Annotated in this window: 14 protein-coding genes; 4 read left to right on the top strand and 10 right to left on the bottom strand. The window is 67.3% G+C overall.

Annotated elements, in window-relative coordinates; all coding sequences use genetic code 11:
• Positions 1-537: 537 nt before the first annotated feature.
• From HLA98_RS12630 to ahpC, 5 genes are all read right to left on the bottom strand, one after another.
• Positions 538-1494: a transaldolase gene (locus tag HLA98_RS12630; protein WP_057499604.1), complete on the bottom strand. Its 957-nt coding sequence runs from the start codon at positions 1492-1494 to the stop codon at positions 538-540.
• A gap of 50 nt (positions 1495-1544) precedes the next feature.
• Positions 1545-1949, bottom strand: coding sequence for a nucleoside diphosphate kinase regulator (gene rnk / locus HLA98_RS12635; RefSeq protein ID WP_057499605.1), 405 nt, complete (start codon positions 1947-1949; stop codon positions 1545-1547).
• A 123-nt stretch (positions 1950-2072) separates the two neighbouring features.
• Entirely contained in the window at positions 2073-3035 is a 963-nt protein-coding gene (locus tag HLA98_RS12640) for a LysR substrate-binding domain-containing protein (protein WP_057499606.1), read from the bottom strand.
• Between the two features lie 85 nt (positions 3036-3120).
• Positions 3121-4713, bottom strand: coding sequence for an alkyl hydroperoxide reductase subunit F (gene ahpF / locus HLA98_RS12645; protein WP_057499607.1), 1593 nt, complete (start codon positions 4711-4713; stop codon positions 3121-3123).
• Between the two features lie 225 nt (positions 4714-4938).
• Positions 4939-5502: an alkyl hydroperoxide reductase subunit C gene (gene ahpC / locus HLA98_RS12650; protein ID WP_019337037.1), complete on the bottom strand. Its 564-nt coding sequence runs from the start codon at positions 5500-5502 to the stop codon at positions 4939-4941.
• Between the two features lie 322 nt (positions 5503-5824).
• Here ahpC and prmC point away from each other — a divergent pair, with 322 nt between their 5' ends.
• Together prmC and pip are read left to right on the top strand one after the other, a co-directional pair.
• The gene (gene prmC, locus HLA98_RS12655; RefSeq protein ID WP_057499608.1) at positions 5825-6682 is read left to right on the top strand and encodes a peptide chain release factor N(5)-glutamine methyltransferase; all 858 of its coding nucleotides are present in this window, start codon (positions 5825-5827) and stop codon (positions 6680-6682) included.
• 48 nt (positions 6683-6730) lie between these two features.
• Positions 6731-7672: a prolyl aminopeptidase gene (gene pip, locus HLA98_RS12660; RefSeq protein ID WP_057499609.1), complete on the top strand. Its 942-nt coding sequence runs from the start codon at positions 6731-6733 to the stop codon at positions 7670-7672.
• 72 nt (positions 7673-7744) lie between these two features.
• Here the strand turns inward: pip and HLA98_RS12665 are convergent, their stop codons facing one another.
• Positions 7745-8629, bottom strand: a complete 885-nt coding sequence (locus HLA98_RS12665; RefSeq protein ID WP_057499618.1) for a LysR family transcriptional regulator — start codon at positions 8627-8629, stop codon at positions 7745-7747.
• 105 nt (positions 8630-8734) lie between these two features.
• Between HLA98_RS12665 and HLA98_RS12670 the strand changes: the two genes are divergently transcribed.
• On the top strand, positions 8735-10153 hold the full coding sequence (locus HLA98_RS12670; RefSeq protein ID WP_057499610.1) for an MFS transporter: 1419 nt from the start codon (positions 8735-8737) through the stop codon (positions 10151-10153).
• A 136-nt stretch (positions 10154-10289) separates the two neighbouring features.
• Here the strand turns inward: HLA98_RS12670 and HLA98_RS12675 are convergent, their stop codons facing one another.
• The 4 genes from HLA98_RS12675 to HLA98_RS12690 are packed head-to-tail and all read right to left on the bottom strand — an operon-like array spanning position 10290 to position 13150.
• Positions 10290-11087: an N-formylglutamate amidohydrolase gene (locus HLA98_RS12675; RefSeq protein ID WP_057499611.1), complete on the bottom strand. Its 798-nt coding sequence runs from the start codon at positions 11085-11087 to the stop codon at positions 10290-10292.
• The gene (locus HLA98_RS12680; RefSeq protein ID WP_005408165.1) at positions 11080-11634 is read right to left on the bottom strand and encodes an NUDIX hydrolase; all 555 of its coding nucleotides are present in this window, start codon (positions 11632-11634) and stop codon (positions 11080-11082) included. The genes HLA98_RS12675 and HLA98_RS12680 overlap by 8 nt, the downstream gene beginning before the upstream one ends.
• On the bottom strand, positions 11631-12557 hold the full coding sequence (locus HLA98_RS12685; protein WP_049447347.1) for a 5'-3' exonuclease: 927 nt from the start codon (positions 12555-12557) through the stop codon (positions 11631-11633). Before HLA98_RS12685 ends, HLA98_RS12680 begins: the two co-directional genes overlap by 4 nt.
• 14 nt (positions 12558-12571) lie before the next feature.
• Positions 12572-13150 carry a nitroreductase family protein gene (locus HLA98_RS12690; RefSeq protein ID WP_057499619.1) on the bottom strand — a complete coding sequence of 193 codons (579 nt, stop codon included), beginning with the start codon at positions 13148-13150 and terminating at the stop codon, positions 12572-12574.
• 331 nt (positions 13151-13481) lie between these two features.
• Between HLA98_RS12690 and pacR the strand changes: the two genes are divergently transcribed.
• Positions 13482-15803: a PacR family protein gene (gene pacR / locus HLA98_RS12695; protein ID WP_057499612.1), complete on the top strand. Its 2322-nt coding sequence runs from the start codon at positions 13482-13484 to the stop codon at positions 15801-15803.
• Positions 15804-15837: the final 34 nt, after the last annotated feature.

Below are 15837 nucleotides of genomic sequence, written 5' to 3' on the forward strand. Positions count from 1 at the left end.
GCGGCTCTGGTTTTCTGCTGGTTTGGCGGGACGGTGTGGACTGGCAGGACACGCCGTAAACCCCCCTTCCGGGGTCCGGCCCAGCCGCTGGCGGCTGTGCGTTCGGGCGCTTGCGAAGCAGTGCTTCGCAAGCAAAGCGCCCTCACCCCTGGGGGCTCGATGGCGCCATCCATGGCGCCAACGGTCCTGCCAGCCCACACCGCCCCACCTTTGACAGTTTCACGGTGACGGTTGGATTGATCTTGGTGCGGCATGGGGTCGTCGGGTCAGATCCGCTTTCCGTTGGAAAACGGATCTGACCCCCGATTGATTTCGATATCCGACAGAGATTCATCCACGTATGGCATGGATCCACAGATCGCGGAAATCTGTCGAAGGCGGGGTGGGTCCGGTTGCGGGGGTGTCCGCGGCATGGATGCCGCGGCCAAGCCCCCAAGGACGGGTTTACGGCGTCCCCCGCAATTCCACCCATCCCGGCCAACCTCATGCTCTTCGCGACCAAGCCCCCGCCACGAGGGGCTCAGCCGTTGGCCGGAATCACAGTGCCGCGCGGATCCGCTCGCGCAGTGCTTCTAGATCCTTGGCAAACGCATCGATACCGGTCGCCAGCTTCTCGGTGGCCATCGGATCGGCCGCGAGGTCCGCCGCGAACTTGGCCGCATCGATCGGGGTCACCGCCGTGCCATCGGCGGCACCGGCCACCAGCTTGCGCGGCAGCTCGCCGTGGTCGGCATCCAGCTTCTCCAGCAGGTCCGGCGAAATCGTCAGGCGGTCGCAGCCGGCCAGCGCTTCGATCTGCGCGGTCGAACGGAACGAGGCGCCCATCACCACCGTCGGCGAACCGCGACGCTTGAATTCGGCATACACGCCACGCACGAACTTCACGCCCGGGTCTTCGTCGATGCTGGCCGGGGCCTGGCCGTTGGCCACGTACCAGTCCAGGATGCGGCCGACGAACGGCGAGATCAGGAACGCGCCGGCTTCGCTGCAGGCCAGCGCTTGGGTCGGGTTGAAGATCAGGGTCAGGTTGCAGTCGATGCCTTCGGCCTGCAGGATGCGCGCGGCTTCCACGCCTTCCCAGGTCGCGGCGATCTTGATCAGGATCTTCTCGCGCGGCACGCCGGCGTCGGCGTACATCTGGATGAACTGGCGGGCCTTGGCCACGGTGGCAGCGGTGTCGTGGGCCTGGTCGGCATCCACTTCGGTGGACACGCGGCCGGGCACCAGCGTGCTCAGCAGCGCGCCGACGCCGATGGTCAGGCGGTCGGCCACGGCGTGCACCACGGCTTCGCGGTCGCCACCCTGCTGGCGGCCCCAGGCCAGTTCGCGTTCGATCAGCTCGGCGTAGACCGGCAGGTCCAGCGCCTTCTTCACCAGGGTCGGGTTGGTGGTGCAATCCACCGGCTGCAGGCGCTTGATCGCGTCGTAGTCACCGGTATCGGCAACGACCACGGACAGTTCGCGCAGCTGGGACAGTTTGGACGGGGTACTCATTACGGCTCCTGGTGCAGGGGGATCAAATCGCGCGCAGTGCGCAGCGGTAATCAGGGGCGGTCGTTGTGGACCGCGGTCACGCGCAGGCGCAGCTTGCGGCCGCCAGGCGCGTTCCAGTCGATGCTCTGGCCGATGGCCAGGCCCAGCAGGGCGGTGCCGACCGGGGCCAGTACGGAGACCTTGCCTTCATCGACGTTGGCTTCGCGGGGGAAGACCAGGGTCAGGACGTGCTTTTCGCCCGACACTTCATCTTCGCACTCCACGCGCGAATGCATCATGACGATGCCTTCGGGAATCTGGTCCGCCGCCAGCACGGTGGCACGGTTGAGTTCTTCAGCAAGCGCGAGCGCGGCAGGCGTCTGGCTCAGCGCAGGGGATTCGAGCATGGCGTCCAGGCGGTCCATGTCGAAGGTAGAAACGGTGATCGACGGCGGCAGGCCGCTGGCGGTGTTCATGGTGAAGCTCCTTGGTTGAAAGCCATGCAAAAGGCGGCACCTGCTGGCGCCGCCTGTCTGTATTGTGGGGACAAATGCGGCCGGAATCGACTCCTGCCGATGCCAGGCCGGTGCTGCGGGGGTTCAGCCGTTCAGCGCGGGGCCGGGCAGGGCGGCCGTGTCGCCGGCGGCGTTGACCGCCTCCAGGGTGAACAGTGTCTGCGGCAGGCGCTTGAACTGGTCGGCCAGCTCCATCAGGAAATCGTTCATGGCCGAGCTGCGGCGCCAGATCATGGCGATGCGGCGGCTGGGACGGCCCTCGCCGGTGAAGTCGAGCAGGCGGATGTTGTTCGAACGCGGCACCGGCGGCTGCACCGACAGGCTCGGCAGCAGGGTGATGCCGACGTCGGCGGCGACCATCTGCCGCAGCGTTTCCAGGCTGGTGGCGCGGAACTCGGATTTCTCGTTGGCACCGAACAGGCGGCAGACTTCCAGTGCCTGGTCGCGCAGGCAATGCCCGTCTTCCAGCAACAGCAGCTTCTGCGTGGCCAGTTCCTGCACGTCCAGGTGTTCGCGACGGGCCAGCGGGTGGCGCCCGGAAACAGCCAGTAGGAACGGTTCCTCGAACAGGAACTCGGCATGCAGCTGGTCGTCGATCACCGGCAGCGCCAGCAATGCAGCGTCGAGCTTGCCTTCGCGCAGGCGGTCCAGCAGCACATCGCTCTTTTCCTCGACCAGCAGCAGTTCCAGCTCCGGGAAGCGATCGCGGATGCGCGGGATCACATGCGGCAGCAGGTACGGGCCCAGGGTCGGGAAGATCCCCAGGCGCACCGTACCGGCTTCCGGATCGCGGCTGCGTCGCGCCGCTTCCTTCAGCTGTTCCACTTCGGACACGATCACCCGCGCCCGTGCCGCCGCTTCCTGGCCGGCCGGGGTCAGCATCACCTTGCGCGGTGCGCGTTCCACCAGCGGCAGGCCCAGCTCTTCCTCCAGCTTGCGGATCTGCGTGGACAGCGTGGGCTGGCTGACGAAGCAGGAGGCGGCAGCCCGGCCGAAATGCTTGTGGTCGGCCAGGGCTACCAGGTACTTCAGATCACGTAGGTTCATCCTTACACCCCAGGGGTAACGGACCGGCTGACGGCGTGGTTACCCGACAGGCAGACAATGCTCCCGGTGATCTGGGAACGGTGGATCAGGCAGCTTCAGCAACGGCACCGCTGCTGTTGCTTACCGACGAGCGGATCAGGTGGTCGAACGCGCTCAGTGCGGCGGTCGAACCGGCGCCCATGGCGATGATGATCTGCTTGTAGGGTACCGTCGTGCAATCGCCAGCAGCGAACACGCCCGGCAGGTTGGTCTGGCCGCGGTCGTCGATGACGATCTCGCCACGCGGCGACAGCGCCACGGTGTCCTTCAGCCACTCGGTGTTGGGCAGCAGGCCGATCTGCACGAAGATGCCTTCCAGCTCGACGCGGTGGGCGTCGCCGCCGACGCGGTCCTTGTAGACCAGGCCGGTGACACGGCTGCCGTCGCCCAGCACTTCGGTCGTCTGGGCGCTGGTCAACACAGTGACGTTGGCCAGGCTGCGCAGCTTCTTCTGCAGCACTTCATCGGCGCGCAGGCTGGAATCGAACTCCAGCAGGGTTACATGCGACACGATGCCGGCCAGGTCGATGGCCGCTTCCACGCCGGAGTTGCCGCCGCCGATCACCGCCACGCGCTTGCCCTTGAACAGCGGGCCATCGCAGTGCGGGCAGTAGGCCACGCCCTTGTTGCGGTACTGGTCTTCGCCCGGCACGTTCATCTGCCGCCAGCGCGCGCCGGTGGACAGGATCACCGAACGCGACTTCAACACCGCGCCGTTCTCCAGCTGCACCTGCACCAGGCCGTCTTCGCCGGCCGGCACCAGCGCACTGGCGCGCTGCAGGTTCATGATGTCCACCTCGTACTCGCGCACGTGCTGTTCCAGCGCCGTGGCCAGCTTCGGGCCTTCGGTCTCCTTCACCGAAATGAAGTTCTCGATCGCCATGGTGTCCAGCACCTGGCCACCAAAACGCTCGGCGGCGATGCCGGTGCGGATGCCCTTGCGTGCGGCGTAGATCGCCGCTGCAGCGCCGGCCGGGCCACCGCCCACCACCAGTACGTCGAAGGCGTCCTTGGCGGCGATCTTCTCGGCATCGCGCTTGCTGGCATTGGTGTCCAGCTTGGCCACGATCTGCTCGAGGGTCATGCGGCCCTGGTCGAACACTTCGCCGTTGAGGTACACGGTCGGCACCGACATGATCTCGCGCTTCTCGACTTCGTCCTGGAACAGAGCACCGTCGATGGCCACGTGCTGGATGCGCGGGTTGAGCACCGCCGCCAGGTTCAGCGCCTGCACCACGTCCGGGCAGTTCTGGCAGGACAGCGAGAAGTAGGTTTCGAACCTGTACTCGCCTTCCAGGTTCTGCACCTGCTCGATCAGCTCGGCGGTGGCCTTGGACGGATGACCGCCCACCTGCAGCAGCGCCAGCACCAGCGAGGTGAACTCATGGCCCATCGGCAGGCCGGCGAAGGTGAGATGGATGTCCTGGCCCGGTGTGCCCAGGTCGAAGGACGGCACGCGGCCCTGGCCATCGCGCAGGACCTGCAGCGTGATCTTGTCCGACAGGCTTTCCAGGGTCTGCAGCAGGTCCAGCATTTCCTGCGACTTGGCGCCGTCGTCGGCGTGCGCGGTGATCTGGATCGGGCGGGTCACGCGCTCCAGATAGGTCTTCAGCTGCGACTGCAGGTTGGCGTCCAACATCGGGTCATCTCCTGGCTTCAGGCAAACAGGGGGCGTGGCACCGCTGTAGAAGGTAGCGGACCAGCAGGGGGTAGGGGTGAACCCAAGACAGCGACCGTGGAAGGGGCTGGCTGGCCAAGGCGGGCGAGCGTTGGCTGTCTTGGGTTCACCCCCACGCCGGCGGGGGGACCGGCACGGGGATGAAAGGCGCGCCGTGGCGTGGGGCCACGGCAGGCCGGTACTGCGTTAGATCTTGCCGACCAGGTCCAGCGACGGGGTCAGGGTCTTCTCGCCTTCCTTCCACTTGGCCGGGCAGACCTGGTTCGGGTTGGCGGCGGTGAACTGGGCAGCCTTCAGCTTGCGCAGAGTCTCGGCGACGTCACGGGCGATCTCGTTGGAGTGGATCTCCAGGGTCTTGATCACGCCTTCCGGGTTGATGATGAAGGTGCCGCGCAGGGCCAGGCCTTCTTCTTCAATGTGCACACCAAAGGCACGGGTCAGCTTGTGGGTCGGGTCGCCGACCAGCGGGAACTGGGCCTTGCCGACGGCCGGCGAGGTTTCGTGCCACACCTTGTGCGAGAAGTGGGTATCGGTGGTGACGATGTAGACCTCGGCGCCGGCCTTCTTGAACTCGGCGTAATGGTCAGCCGCGTCTTCGATCTCGGTCGGGCAGTTGAAGGTGAAGGCGGCCGGCATGAAGATCAGAACGGACCACTGGCCCTTCAGGCTGGCGTCGGAAACCTTGATGAACTCGCCATTGTGGTAAGCGTTGGCTTCGAACGGCTGGATCTGGGTATTGATCAGGGACATCGTTTTTCCTCTGGTGAAGGGGAGTGGGTGAATCGACAGGAGCTAGGTTACCGATTCGCTCGCGATAAGAACAATCCATTGATTGCATCTATTTGATAGATGTAGTCTATCGTAATGCCATGGGCCGGCACTGAACCTGGACGCTCTCATCCTGCAACTGCCTGTGTGACAAGGAAAATCTTCCGGAACGGCTGAATGGGGCCAATAGTCTCTCCTTATTCCCTCTGGCGAAACCTGAACGGATTCCGGCTTTTGTAGAGCCGAGCCCATGCTCGGCTGCGGCTGGAGCAGCCGAGCATGGGCTCGGCTCTACAATTGCGGCATGTCTTTCCAAACCGAACCCTCCCTGCGCCACGTGGTGGCCGACGCCAGTGCCCGCTTGGGCGGCGTCGAAGCCCGCCATGAGGCGGAGCTGCTGCTGCTGCACGTACTGGACCGCCCGCGCAGTTGGTTGTTCGCGCACGCTACCGATCCGTTGGCCGCCAATGACCAGGCCGCCTTCGAGGCGTTGCTGGCCCGCCGCGTGGCCGGTGAGCCGGTGGCCTACCTGACCGGCCGCCGCGGATTCTGGACGCTCGACCTGGAGGTCGACCCGGCCACGCTGATCCCGCGTCCGGAAACCGAGCTGCTGGTCGAACTGGCGCTGGAGCGACTGCCGCAGGGCCGCGCGCTGCAGCTGGCCGACCTGGGCACCGGCAGCGGTGCGATCGCACTGGCACTGGCCAGCGAACGGCCGCAGGCGCAGGTGCTGGCCACCGATGCCAGCCCAGGCGCGTTGGCGGTGGCTGCGCGAAACGCGGCCCGCCATGAACTGCGCAACGTCCGCTTCGCCGAGGGCGGGCACGACTGGTATGCGCCGCTGCAGGGTGCCCGCTTCGACCTGATTGCCAGCAACCCGCCGTATATCGCCAGCGACGACCCGCATCTGGAACAGGGTGACCTGCGCTTCGAGCCGGCCACCGCACTGGCCTCCGGTCCGGATGGCCTGGATGACATCCGCCGCATCATCGGCGGTGGTCAGGCCCACCTGCTGCCCGGCGGCTGGTTGCTGATCGAGCATGGTTGGGACCAGGGCGAGGCGATCCGCGCGCTGTTCGACGCAGCGGGTTTTGCCGAGGTGCAGACCGTGCAGGATCTGGAGCAGCGCGACCGCATCACCCTGGGCCGGCGTCCGGCCTAGAATGGAGGTTCTCCTGCCCCGGCAGGGCATCACCCTGGAGCTGCAAGCATGCGTACGCTGTACCCCGCCATCACCCCCTACCACGTCGGCACCCTGAAGGTCGACGACCGCCACACGCTGTACTTCGAACAGTGCGGCAATCCGGACGGCAAGCCGGTGGTGATGCTGCACGGTGGCCCGGGCGGCGGCTGCAGCGACAAGATGCGCCAGTTCCACGACCCGTCCAAGTACCGCATCATCCTGTTCGACCAGCGCGGTGCTGGGCGTTCCACCCCGCACGCCGACCTGGTGGACAACACGACCTGGGACCTCGTTGCCGATATCGAGAAGCTGCGCGAGCACCTGAAGGTCGATCGCTGGCAGGTGTTCGGCGGCAGCTGGGGTTCGACCCTGGCGCTGGCCTACGCCGAAACCCACCCGCAGCGCGTGACCGAACTGGTCCTGCGCGGCATCTTCATGCTGCGTCGCTGGGAGCTGGAATGGTTCTACCAGGAAGGCGCCAACCGCCTGTTCCCGGATGCGTGGGAGCATTACCTGAAGCCGATTCCGTCGGTGGAGCGTCATGACCTGATCTCCGCCTTCCACCGCCGCCTGACCAGCGACGACGAAACCACCCGCCTGGAAGCGGCCAAGGCGTGGGCGGTGTGGGAAGGTGCGACCAGCTTCCTGCATGTCGATGACGACTTCATCAACAGTCACGAAGACCCGCATTTCGCGCTGGCGTTCGCCCGCATCGAGAACCACTACTTCGTCAACGGCGGCTTCTTCGAGGTGGAAGACCAGCTGCTGCGCGACGCGCACCGCATCGCCGATATTCCCGGCGTGATCGTGCACGGCCGCTACGACGTGGTCTGCCCGTTGGCCAACGCCTGGGACCTGACCAAGGTGTGGTCGAAGGCAAAGCTGGAAATCACCCCGGCTTCAGGCCATTCGGCGTTCGAAGCCGAGAACGTGGACGCGCTGGTGCGCGCCACCGATAGCTTCGCCTGATCGGTAGTGCCGGCCGCTGGCCGGCAAACCTGAGACGGTTGGATTCCTGCAGACGCCGGCCAGCGGCCGGCGCTACCAATCCCCGGCCAGCAACGCGTCGGCCAGCACCTGCAGCTTTGGCGAATGCTGGCGCGACGGCGGGTAGATCAACGACAGTTCGCGGCTGCGGCCCTCGAACGGCTGCAGCACGCGCTGCAGGCGGCCGTCGGCCAGCGCATCGGCCACCGCAAAATCCATCACCTGCACGATGCCGATACCGGCGATGGCCGCTTCCACCAGCGGATCGCCGCTGTCGAACACCATCCGCGTCGGTGGCGTGACCTCGCGCAGTTGCCCGTCCTGCAGGAACTGCCAGTCCACCAGCCGGCCACTGCGCAGGTTGCGCACCGCCAGGCACGCGTGATCCTGCAGCGCGGCCACATCGTCCGGTGCGCCACAGCGGGCCAGATAGGCGGGGCTGGCCACCGTCACCCAGCGCAGCGGCCGCAATGGCCGCGCGACGATGCGCTGGTCGGCGATGACGCCGGTGCGCAGCGCGGCATCGAAACCTTCTTCGACCAGATCGACCAAGCGGTCGCTGAGCACCGCTTCCACCTGCAGCTGCGGATGCTGTTGCAGCAACGGCGCCAGCATCGGCACCAGCACCTTGCGCCCGAACATCGACGGTGCGCTGATCTTCAACGTGCCCGAGGGCGTGCACGGGCGGTCGGCCAGTTGCCGCTCGGCATCGTCCAGGCCGGCCAGCAGCGGTGCCACCTGTTCCACGAACTGGCGGCCATCCGGGGTCAGCGCCACGTTGCGGGTGTTCCGCTGCAGCAGTTTCACCCCCAGCGTGGCTTCCAGCCGCCCGATCGCGCGGGACAGGCCGGACTGGCTCAGGCCCAGCTGACCGGCGGCCACGGTGAAACTGCGCGCTTCGGCCACCTGCACCAGCATGCGCACCGCATTGAGGTCCATCGAGGCTGCATTCATGCGGAAAATCATGACAGAAATGGTGGGCAGGGGGTTTATTGATTCGGTCGCATCAATGAGACTGCGCTCCCCCATCGATCCAGACCGCCGATGCCTCCCCTCAAATACCCGCGCTGGGCGCTGACCCTGCTGGCCACCGCTCAGCTGATCATCGCCCTGGACGCCACCATCATCTTCGTCGCCCTGCACGACATGGGGCGCGCGCTGCAGATCAATGCGCAGCAGCTGCAATGGGTGGTCAGTGCCTACACCGTCGCCTTCGGCGGCAGCCTGCTGTTGGGTGGCCGCGCCGCCGACCTGATCGGCCGTCGCCGCTTCTACCGGCTGGGCATGCTGCTGTTCGCGCTGGCCTCACTGCTTGGCGCACTGGCGCCGAATGCGACCTGGCTGATCATCGCGCGTGCAGCGCAGGGCATCGGTGCCGCACTGCTGTTCCCGGCCACGCTGGCACTGATCAACACGCTGTACGCCGAAGGCCCGGTGCGCAACCGCGCGCTGGCGATCTGGAGCATGGCCAGCGCGGTGGGCCTGGCGCTGGGCACGCTGCTGGGTGGCGTATTGACCCAGGCGTTCGGCTGGCCGGCGGTGCTGGCGGTGATCGTGCCGCTGGCCACCGCCTGCGCGGTCGCTGCCGGTACATGGCTGCCGGCCGATGGTCCGCGGGTGCAGGGCCGTTCCTTCGATCTGGCTGGCTGCCTCACTGTCACCGCCGGCGGCAGCCTGCTGGTCACCACCCTGGTGCAAGGGCCGGAGTGGGGCTGGACTGCACCGGCCACGCTGATCTGCCTGCTGCTTTCAGCCGTGCTGTTGACGGTGTTCGTGCAGATCGAAAAGCGCAGCCGCGATCCGCTGATGCAGTTCGCGCTGCTGCGCCTGCCCGGCCTGCGCGCGGCACTCGGCCTGACCTTCGCCTTCATGAGCAGCTATGGCGTGCAGTACTACTTCCTGGCGCTCTACTTCCAGGATGGCTATGGCTGGAGCCCGCTGCAGGCCGGCATGGCCTTCCTGCTGCCGACGTTGGTGTGCACCTTCGGCATCCGTATTGCCGAACGCATGCTGCGGCGCCGTTCGCCACGGCAGGTGCTGGCCTGGGGCTTCGCTGCGGGTGCCATCGGCATCGCTGCGGTGGCGCTGGCGATGCCGCATGGCGCCGGTTACTGGCCGCTGCTGCCGGGCATCGTGGTGCTCAGTGTCGGTCAGGGCATGAGTTGGACGGCGATGTGGATCGTGGCCGGGCAGGGCGTGCCGGGGCCGCAGCAGGGTGTCGCGTCCGGCATGGCGGCCACCGCACAGCAGATCGGCGGCGCGTTGGGACTGGCGGTGCTGGTGATGGTGGCCAACGCCGCGCGCGGCACGCAGGCAGCAACCAGTGCCGACGCCCTGCAGGGCATGGTCAATGCACAGTACGGCGCCGCGATGTTCGCCGCGCTCGGCGTGGTGATCGCGCTGGGCCTGCGCCCGGCGCCGGTCGAATCGGCCGCCGCCGTCTGCCCGGTCAGCGAGGCATGATTGAAGGCGCTGCCGTGGGGGGATGTGCCATGCCTGCGGTAGTGCCGGCCGCTGGCCGGCAAACACATTGATCCAACTACCCTGAGGTTGCCGGCCAGCGGCCGGTACTACCGATCCGGACTGGATCCACGCGCGTTCAACCGAACGCCAGCAACTGCGGCTGCAATGCGCTGAAGATCCGCGCCAGCCGCTCCGCCCACGCCTGCTGCCCAGCCACATCGGCAATCAGATCCTGGCGGATCTCCAGTTCCACATGCACCAGCCCGCGGCCTTCGCCATGCACCGGCACCGCGTAGTCGCTGGTGCTGCTGACCGAATACGGTTCGTTGTCACCCACCACCAGATCGCCTTCCTCGCGCAGTGCCTGCAGCAAGGCATGCGCGAAGCGCGTGTCCTGGTGGTACAGCACGCCGGCATGCCACGGTCGCTGCGCGCCGTTCATCGCCGGAGTGAAGCTGTGCATCATCACCAGCAGGGTGGGGCGGCCGGCATCGCGGCGTGCGTCCAGTTCCGCGTCGATGCGCGCGTGGTAGGGCGCGTGGATCGCATCGATACGCTGCTGCCGCTGTGCCGCCGACAGCCCGGCATTGCCCGGCACCACGGTGTGGTCGCTCACCTCCGGAATCAGCGTCGGCGAGGCCAGCGGGCGGTTGCAGTCGATCAGCAGCCGCGAATAGGTCTGTTCGATGGCCCAGGCATCCAGCCGTTCGGCCAGTGCGCGGGTGGTGCCGGCAATGCCGATGTCCCAGCCGATATGGCGGTCCAGTTCGGCCTTCGGCAAGCCCAGGCCTGCGAGGGCACGCGGCACCTGCTGGCCGGCATGATCGGCCAGCAGCAGGTACGGCGAGGCACCCTGAGGCCGGTGGATCGTGTGGATCGCCGGGTCATCTGCGCCGAGCAGCGCCGGCAGCGCATGCAGGTCGGCGTCAGCCACGCGGGCGTCCGTCCAGGTGATGCTCGATCATCCACAGCCCGGCCCAGAGCTTGGCGTCCAGCTCGTAGCCTTCGCCCATCTTCTGCACCAGCCAGGCCGCTGCCTCACTGCGCGGAATCTCGTGCACGATGATGTCTTCGCTGTCGTCACCACCGCCCTCGCCAACGCGGCGCAGGCCGGTCGCGCGCACGAAGGCGATCTTCTCGCTGCTGGCGCCGGAAGAGGTCGGGCCGATCAGCAGCACTTCGGCGTGATCGGCGGTCCAGCCGGTTTCTTCTTCCAGTTCGCGCACCGCCGAGACTTCGATCGATTCGCCGGCGTGGATGTCGCCGACCAGGCCGGCCGGCATCTCGATGGTGGGTGCCTGCAGCGGCACGCGGAACTGCTCGACGAACAGCACCTTGTCCTCCGGGGTGACGGCGATGATGATCGCCGCCAGGCCACCGGCATGGGTACGTTCGCTGTATTCCCAGGTGCCGCGCACCAGCATGCGCTGGTACTTGCCTTCATAGACGACACGCGGGGCTTCGGTGTTGCGCTGGCTCATGCGGGCTCGCTGTGGGTGGGAAGAGGGTCGGCCACGCCAGCGGCTTCGAACAGCCGGCGGCGGGTCATCGGGCCGAAGCGCAGGGTCTGGCACAGGCCACCGAGCAGCTCCGGGTCCGCGGCCTGGCGCAGCAGGCCGGGCTGGCTGCCTTCCAGCGGCGCGTCCAGCGCGATGGTGGTCAGCTGGCGCCAGAGCTGGGCGTGCTCGCGCTGCTCGCGCAGGCGCACCGCCATCTGTGCGGCGCCGCGCAGGCGCAGGAACGGCACTTCGTCCAGGCGTTCGTACAGTGCATCCATGCTGCCGAAATGGGCCAGCAGCACGGCGGCGGACTTGCTGCCGACGCCACTGATGCCGGGGATGTTGTCCACCGCATCGCCGCACAGCGCCAGGTAATCGGCGATCTGGTGCGCGTGTACGCCGTGCCGCGCCTTCACCCCGGCCACGTCCCAGCGCTGGTTGCGTGCGTAGTCCCACTGTTCGTCGTGGTCCAGCAGCAGCTGCGACAGGTCCTTGTCGGCGGAAATGATCAGGCCGCGATGGCTGTGCCGGTGCTGGTGCAGGGCACTGCCGATCAGGTCGTCGGCCTCGTAGTCATGGTGGGCCAATACCACCAGGCCCAGCGCTGCGCACAGCGCCTTGCAGTGCACGAACTGGCGCTTCAACGCTTCCGGCGCCGGGTCGCGGTTGGCCTTGTAGGCCGCGTACAGGCGGTGGCGGAAGCCACTGTCCAACGCCTCGTCGAAGGCGATGGCGATGTGCCGGGGGCGCTCGCGCTCCAGCAGGTCCAGCAGGAAGCGGGCAAATCCGTGTACTGCGTTGGTCGGCCAGCCCTGGCTGTCCTGGAATTCGTCCGGCAGCGAATGCCAGGCGCGGAACACGTAGATGCTGGCATCCACCAGATACAGCGGCGGCGGCAGCGGCATGGCATTCACCACGCTCACTGGCCGGTCCAGTCCTGCAGCAGGGTCGCGACGCTTGGCCGCTCGCGCTCAGGCACCTCCGCCTTGGGTGTCCCGATATGGATGAAGCCGGCGATGCCCTCGCCCTCAGTCAGGCCAAGGTGTGCCTGCACGAGTGGATCGAAGGCCATCCATGCGGTCAGCCACTGTGCACCGAAGCCCAGCGCCTGCGCGGCCTGCAGCAGGGCAAAGCAGACGCAGCCGGCGGTCATCAGCTGTTCCTGTTCGGGCACCTTCGGGTCCGGACGCGGGCTGGCCACCACCACGATCACCAGCGGCGCATGGCTGAAACGCTGGCGGTCCTTTTCGAAAACCGCCTCGCCGGCATGTGGGTCGCGCTGGCGGCTGCGCTCGGCCAGGAAGTCGCCCAGAGTGTGACGTGCATCGCCGGCGATCTTCAGGAAGCGGAACGGCACGCGCTTGCCGTGGTCGGGCACACGCACGGCCGAGGTCAGCATGCGGTGCAGGGTGGCCGCATCCGGTCCGGGCTCGCCCAGTTGCCGCGAGGGCACCGAGCGGCGGGCATCCAGGGCAAGCAGGGCAGCGGGGTCGGGCATGGAGTCTGAACCGGTCATCACGGGTGCTTGATTATAGTCGGGGTGGTCAATGACGCCGTCTGTGTCGCGTCCGGCCCCTGAATAACAAACTGTGATGAACATCATGCCACTGGCGGGAAAGGGACGACCGCTTCCTCTCGCCTCGTGGGCCTCGCACGGCTTACGATATCCATCTTGCCGGGCCGCCGGTCATGAGGTTTGAAGTGAGGACTGTTTCACTGTCCGTGACGGGCTGGCCGGCCTACCATCGACGTACCGGCACATGGGGTGTGCCGGTCGTCGCGATGTCCATGCTGTCTGTCGTACCAGAGAAGGTGGGGAGCCTTCCCGAATGATGAGCGCGCCCACACCGATGGGATCGCCGGGCCGTGACCCGGTCCAGCTTCAGCGTGCCCGGGACATGGTCCTGCCGGCGCTGTGCCAGGCGTTCGGGGCCGCATTGGCGCGTTTCGACGATGCACTGTTCGACCGGGCCGGCAATGCAGGCTCATCGCAGCTGCTGTTCCTGGATGCGATGCGCGAGCTGCGCCGCCGCCGCGAGGACATCGCCGCCGCCTTCGCCGGCCACCTGCAGCGGGCCTGGGATGCACTGGCCGGTGGCGAGCCGCTGTCGGCCGAAACCACCCTGTCCGGGCCGGCCGAGGATGGCCTGAGCCTTCTGGCTGAACATGTACTGGAGTCGCGGCTGGCGGTGCGCAATTTCGCCACCGTGCTGCTGCGCGACTTCAAGCCGGTGCTGGCGCGGCTGGACCGTCGCCTGGGCCGCTTGATCGGCGGCGCCGAGCTGGATGCCGACCACAACCCGGTCAGCCCCGAACACCTGGGCGTGGCCATCCATGAGGCTTTTGCCGGCTGTGAGCTGGCGCCGGAAGTGCACCTGGTGCTGATCAAACTGTGCGAGCGCGACCTGCGCGCGCCGGTCGGCCGCATCTACGAGAAGCTGGACGAGCAGTTGGCCGCCGCTGGCGTGATGTCGCAGATGGGGGCGCCGCGGCGTCCGTTGTCGACCGCGCCCGACCCGCGCATGGCGCCGGGAGTGGACGATCTGGTCGAGCCGCGCCACGCGGCGGGCTTCGAATCCGAATTCGGTGATGATGAACAGGCCGCGCCGGCCTGGGCGCAGCGTTTCGCCGCGCGCTGGTCCGAGCGCCGTGGCCACATGCAGCAGCATCTCGGGGGCGAGGACGCCGGCAGTGGTGAGGCGTATGCCGGCCAGCAGGGCATGTTGCTGGAGGCCCTGCACGAGCTGCTGCAGCAGACCCGCCACGTTCGCGAGGACGCCACCTCGGCCGCACAGGTCGCGGTCGGCCAGCACCGCCCGTTGAGCCAGCGCGAGATGATGTCGGTGCTGTCGCTGCTGCAGGCCACGCCCAGTGCGACGCTGCGTGCGGCCATCGGCGAGGATGGCGAATCGCTGGCGCAGCGGTTGAAGAGTGAAGTGCTGTCCAGCGCCACCCGCCTCGGCGTCGATCCCGGCCAGACCCGCCTGGACCCACAGGACGAGGACGCGATCGATCTGGTCGGCATGCTGTTCGACGTGATGCTGGACGAGCGCGAGCTGGAAGGTCGCTCGCGCGAGCTGATCGGCCGCCTGGTGGTGCCGTTCGTCAAGGTCGCCATGCTCGACCGCCGTATGTTCGTGCAGAAGACCCACCCGGCCCGCAAGCTGCTCAACTCGCTGGCCGAAGCCTGCGAGGGCAATACCGGCGAAAGCCAGGCCGAGCGCATGCTGATGGCCAAGGTCGAGGAGATCATCGAACGCCTGGTGGCCGAGTTCAACGAGAATCTGGCGATCTTCCTGACGCTGGAAGAAGAGTTCCGCGAGTTCCTCGTACAGCATCGCCGCCGCGTGGAAATCGCCGAGCGTCGCGCCGCCGAAACGCAGCGCGGCCAGGAAAAACTGGAAATGGCCCGCAGCCGTGCCGGTGCCGAACTGGACCGCCGCATCGGCGATGCCACCCTGCCGCCGGCCATTGCCGAGTTCCTGCGCCAGCCGTGGCAGCACCACCTGACCCTGGCGCTGTTGCGCGAGGGCGAGGAGGGCGCGTCGGTGGCCGAGGCACTGAGCCTGGCTGACGGCCTGCTGGAGGAAGTGGCCGAGGCCCGCCGCCAGATCGTCGGCAAACCGTGGCTGCAGGCCTGGCAGCCGGTGCTGGCCAAGGTATTCGCCAGCGTGGGTGTGCATGGTGATGCCGCCACCGGCGCCATCGATGCCCTGCATGACACCCTGCAGGGCATTGCCGAATCGCGGCCGGAACTGCAGCGCGCGCTGCCGGAGCTGCCGCAGGTCGCCTTGCCGGCGCCGCCGGTGGCTGAATCGCCAGCGGTCGAGCTGGGCGGGCAGATCGACGCCGACGACTTCGACAACGCCGACGCCGACCGCTTCCGACGCATGGAAATCGGCAACTGGCTGGACTTCGTCGACAAGGATGGCAAGGTGCAGGCCGGCAAGCTGTCCTGGGTCAGCCCGATTTCCTCGCGCCTGCTGTTCGTCAACCGCCGCGGCGTGCGCTTCTGCGTGGCCTCGCCGGAAGAACTGGCGGTGATGGTGCGGCTGGGCCGCCTGCGCGCCCACGTCGACGATGGCGCCTTCGACAGCGCGATGCAGGGTGTGATCGATCGGCTGGACCCGGGCAGCGCAACACTGCACTGAGCCGTGGCCGCCTGCTAGGATCGGGAAAACTCAC

This window comes from Stenotrophomonas africana (assembly GCF_013004645.1).
Classification (GTDB): Bacteria; Pseudomonadota; Gammaproteobacteria; order Xanthomonadales; family Xanthomonadaceae; genus Stenotrophomonas; species Stenotrophomonas africana.

What these genes read in the sequence shown, in the direction of transcription:
- HLA98_RS12630 (WP_057499604.1), bottom strand. Translation starts at nt 1,494, where the DNA reads ATGAGTACCCCGTCCAAACTGTCCCAGCTGCGCGAACTGTCCGTGGTC.
- pacR (WP_057499612.1), top strand. Translation starts at nt 13,482, where the DNA reads ATGATGAGCGCGCCCACACCGATGGGATCGCCGGGCCGTGACCCGGTC.
- ahpF (WP_057499607.1), bottom strand. Translation starts at nt 4,713, where the DNA reads ATGTTGGACGCCAACCTGCAGTCGCAGCTGAAGACCTATCTGGAGCGC.
- HLA98_RS12680 (WP_005408165.1), bottom strand. Translation starts at nt 11,634, where the DNA reads ATGAGCCAGCGCAACACCGAAGCCCCGCGTGTCGTCTATGAAGGCAAG.
- ahpC (WP_019337037.1), bottom strand. Translation starts at nt 5,502, where the DNA reads ATGTCCCTGATCAATACCCAGATCCAGCCGTTCGAAGCCAACGCTTAC.
- HLA98_RS12670 (WP_057499610.1), top strand. Translation starts at nt 8,735, where the DNA reads ATGCCTCCCCTCAAATACCCGCGCTGGGCGCTGACCCTGCTGGCCACC.
- rnk (WP_057499605.1), bottom strand. Translation starts at nt 1,949, where the DNA reads ATGAACACCGCCAGCGGCCTGCCGCCGTCGATCACCGTTTCTACCTTC.
- prmC (WP_057499608.1), top strand. Translation starts at nt 5,825, where the DNA reads ATGTCTTTCCAAACCGAACCCTCCCTGCGCCACGTGGTGGCCGACGCC.
- HLA98_RS12665 (WP_057499618.1), bottom strand. Translation starts at nt 8,629, where the DNA reads ATGGACCTCAATGCGGTGCGCATGCTGGTGCAGGTGGCCGAAGCGCGC.
- HLA98_RS12690 (WP_057499619.1), bottom strand. Translation starts at nt 13,150, where the DNA reads ATGCCCGACCCCGCTGCCCTGCTTGCCCTGGATGCCCGCCGCTCGGTG.
- HLA98_RS12685 (WP_049447347.1), bottom strand. Translation starts at nt 12,557, where the DNA reads ATGCCGCTGCCGCCGCCGCTGTATCTGGTGGATGCCAGCATCTACGTG.
- pip (WP_057499609.1), top strand. Translation starts at nt 6,731, where the DNA reads ATGCGTACGCTGTACCCCGCCATCACCCCCTACCACGTCGGCACCCTG.
- HLA98_RS12640 (WP_057499606.1), bottom strand. Translation starts at nt 3,035, where the DNA reads ATGAACCTACGTGATCTGAAGTACCTGGTAGCCCTGGCCGACCACAAG.